Annotated in this window: 2 protein-coding genes; one reads left to right on the top strand and one right to left on the bottom strand. The window is 59.4% G+C overall.

Annotated elements, in window-relative coordinates; all coding sequences use genetic code 11:
- A partial coding sequence (locus QZT71_RS12150) for a putative LPS assembly protein LptD (protein ID WP_295916594.1) occupies positions 1–2,641 on the top strand: 2,641 nt, incomplete at its 5' end.
- Positions 2,642–2,853: 212 nt separating this feature from the next.
- Here the strand turns inward: QZT71_RS12150 and QZT71_RS12155 are convergent.
- Positions 2,854–3,450 (bottom strand): nitroreductase family protein (locus QZT71_RS12155; RefSeq protein ID WP_295916596.1); only part of this gene is annotated, 597 nt, incomplete at its 5' end.

Below are 3,450 nucleotides of genomic sequence, written 5' to 3' on the forward strand. Positions count from 1 at the left end.
CGCACGTGAAGAGGCCCGCCGCCGCGCCGAGTTCGAAACCCTGCCCCAGGAGGAGCGCGACTCGCTGTTCAGCGCGCAGGTCGACTCGCTCATCTCCCTGAAAAGCGACTCACTCGCCGGGCAGCAGGCCGACACCATCGCCCGCGACACTATCAAACAGCCGCGCAAGCCGGGGGCGTTCCTCGACGACCCCATCACCGGCAAGAACAAGGACTCGCTGGTTTACGACGTCCGCAACAAGATGGTCTACATCTACAACGAGGGCGACATCACCTACCAGAACAGCAACCTCAAGGCCGACTACATGCAGATCAACATGGACACAAAAATGATCTACGCATACGGCAAACCCGACTCGCTCGAGGGCAAACCGATCGTCACCAAGCCCGAATTCACCGAGGGCGACGCCTCCTACCAGATGGACACGATCACCTACAACCTCGAGTCGAAAAAAGCCAAAATCAAGGGCGTGGCGACCCAGCAGGGCGACGGCTGGCTGGTGGGCGGCAGCGTGAAGAAGATGCCCGACAACACGGTGAACATCGAACACGGCAAATATACGACCTGCGACGAAACGGATCATCCGCACTTCTACCTGGCGATGACCAAGGCGAAAGTCATTCCCGGCAAAAAGGTCGTCACGGGCCCGGCCTACCTCGTGATGGAGGACGTGCCCATCTACTTCCTCGGCATTCCTGAGGGATTCTTCCCGATTAACATGGGGCCCAAGTCGGGCCTGCTGATGCCCTCCTACGGCGAGGAGTACAGCAAGGGATTCTTCCTGCGCGATTTGGGTTACTACTTCACGCTGGGCGACTACGCCGACCTGGCCGTGCGCGGCGGCATCTACACGCTGGGCTCGTGGGAGGCGTCGGCCGCGTCGCGCTACATCAAGCGCTACAAGTACAGCAGCAGCTTCAACATGCAGTATTCGAATATCAAGACGGGCGAAAAGGGCGAGCCGGACTATATCAAGCAGAGCAACTTCCGCATCCAGTGGACGCACTCGCAGGATCCCAAGGCCAACCCCGGCTCGACCTTCTCGGCGTCGGTGAACTTCGCCACGAGCGGTTACAGCAAGTATTCGGCCACCAACCTCAACGACATCCTCTCGACACAGACCAACTCGTCGATCGCCTATTCGAAGAACTGGGCCGGCACGCCCTTCTCGCTCTCGGCGAACATGTCCATCTCGCAGAACTCGCAGAACAAGAGCCTTTCGGTCACGCTGCCGACGCTCGTATTCAACGTGTCGCGCTTCTACCCCTTCAAACGCAAGGAAAAGACGGGCAAAGACCGCTGGTACGAGAAAATCTCGATGCAGTACACGGGTAAGATGACCAACTCGGTGACCACCACCGAGGACAAGATATTCTCCAAAGAGACGTTCGACAACATGAAGAACGGCATCGAGCACAGCATCCCCGTATCGGCGTCGTTCAACCTGTTCAACTACATCAACATTTCGCCTTCGGCCAACTACAACGAGAAGTGGTACTTCAAGAAGGTCGATTTCGAGTGGAACCCCATGACCAACAAGGTCGACACGCTGCCCACGCAGTACGGTTTCTACCGCCTCTACAACTACAACTTCAGCGTCTCGGCCTCGACGACCGTCTACGGCATGTACGACTTCACCAAGAAACGCAAGGACCGCAAGATACAGGCCATCCGCCACACACTCACGCCCTCGTTCGGATTCTCCTACGCCCCGGACTTCGGCGACCCGAAATACGGCTATTACAAGACCCGGCAGACCGACTCCACGGGCCGTTTCACGACCTACTCGCCCTATTCGGTCAACGCCTACGGCGTCCCCAGCTCGGGCCGGGCGATGTCGCTGAACTTCGCGCTGTCGCAGAACCTCGAAATGAAGGTGTTGAGCAAACGCGACACCTCGGGCGTGAAGAAACTCAAGCTGATCGACGAACTGCGCATCAGCGGCTCGTACAACTTCCTGGCCGACTCGATGAAACTCTCGACCATCCCCATCTCGTTCCGCACGACGATTTTCCAGAACTTCGGCATCAACCTCTCGGCCACGCTCGACCCCTACCGCATGACCCCCGACGGCAAGCGCTACAACAAACTTTTCTTCCCGGGCCGCATCATTTCGACGGGCTGGTCGTTCGGCTATACGTTCAAATCGCGCGACGACCGTTCGCAGACCGCCATCAACGACATCACGAGCATCCCGCCCGAGTATGCCAACCCCTATTACGATCCGTACAACACCATGGATCCCGTCCTGCGGCGGCAATACATGTCGCAGATGTACTACGACTTCTCGCTGCCGTGGAACTTCGGCTTCAGCTACAACATCAACTACTCCATATCCCCGGGCAACTACCCGCCCAAGGGTTACAAAAAGAACGTCCTGCAAACCGTCCAGTTCAACGGCAGCCTTACCATAACGCCCAAGACCGGCATCACGTTCCAGGGCGGTTACGACATAAAGTCGAACAAGCTCACCACCTCGTCGATTTCCATTTCGCGCGACCTGCACTGCTGGCAGATGTCGTTCTCGTGGATACCTTTCGGCTTCCACCGCAGCTGGAGTTTCAACATCGGCGTCAAGGCGGCATCGCTCTCCGACCTGAAATACGACAAGAGCCAGTCGATGTACGACAACATGTACTAATTCCGTCCGGCGTAAACCCTGCTCCGGGAACAATACAACAAAAGCGGCCCTGCTTCAGCAAGGCCGCTTTTTCAATTGCATCCGCCCGGCTGTCCTACCTCCGGACACCCATGGGGCGGAACTTCCTTCCGAGGCCCGACACGGCAACTTATTCCGGGCACCCGGCGCAGGACTTCTTTCGAACACCCGGCGCAGCACCTCTTCCGGCACGCCTAAATCCGCGTCAGGGGAGCCGCCTCGCGGTCGATGTAGTTCGGATAGCGGAACTGCGGCATGCCGAGGGCCATCACGGCGCAGATGCGGCGTCCGTCGAGCCCCAGCAGTTTATTCAGCGCCCCGCTTTTGTCCTGCCGCACGGCTATCATCACGAAGCCCATATAAACCTGACTCACGCCGAGCGATTCGGCCATCAGCGAGGCGTTCTGGTATGCGAGGTTCGCATCCTCCGCGCCGAAGCGGCTCTGTTTCGGGGCATGGATGAACAGCACGGCGGTCGCTCCGCGCAGGATGCGGTCGCGGCCCCCGGCATACTCGCGGCTCATCTTCCTGAACGCCGGGATATAGCGGTAGACGTCCGGGAGCAGGCGGCTCAACCACGGACGCACGAGCGGGTTCGACAGGCGGCTCACGATTTTGCCGAACACGCCGAGTGTAAATTCGCTGATGCGGGGCAGCATCGCGGAATCGGTGACGAGCGTATACCCCAACTGCCGGGCATTGCTCGCCGTCGGGGCGCGGTCGGCGGCCGCCACGATGCGGTCGAGCATCTCCTGCGGCACGGGACGCTGCGACAGCGCGCGGTTCGACCG

It is taken from the genome of uncultured Alistipes sp., assembly GCF_902388705.1.
In the GTDB taxonomy this organism is placed as follows: Bacteria; Bacteroidota; Bacteroidia; order Bacteroidales; family Rikenellaceae; genus Alistipes.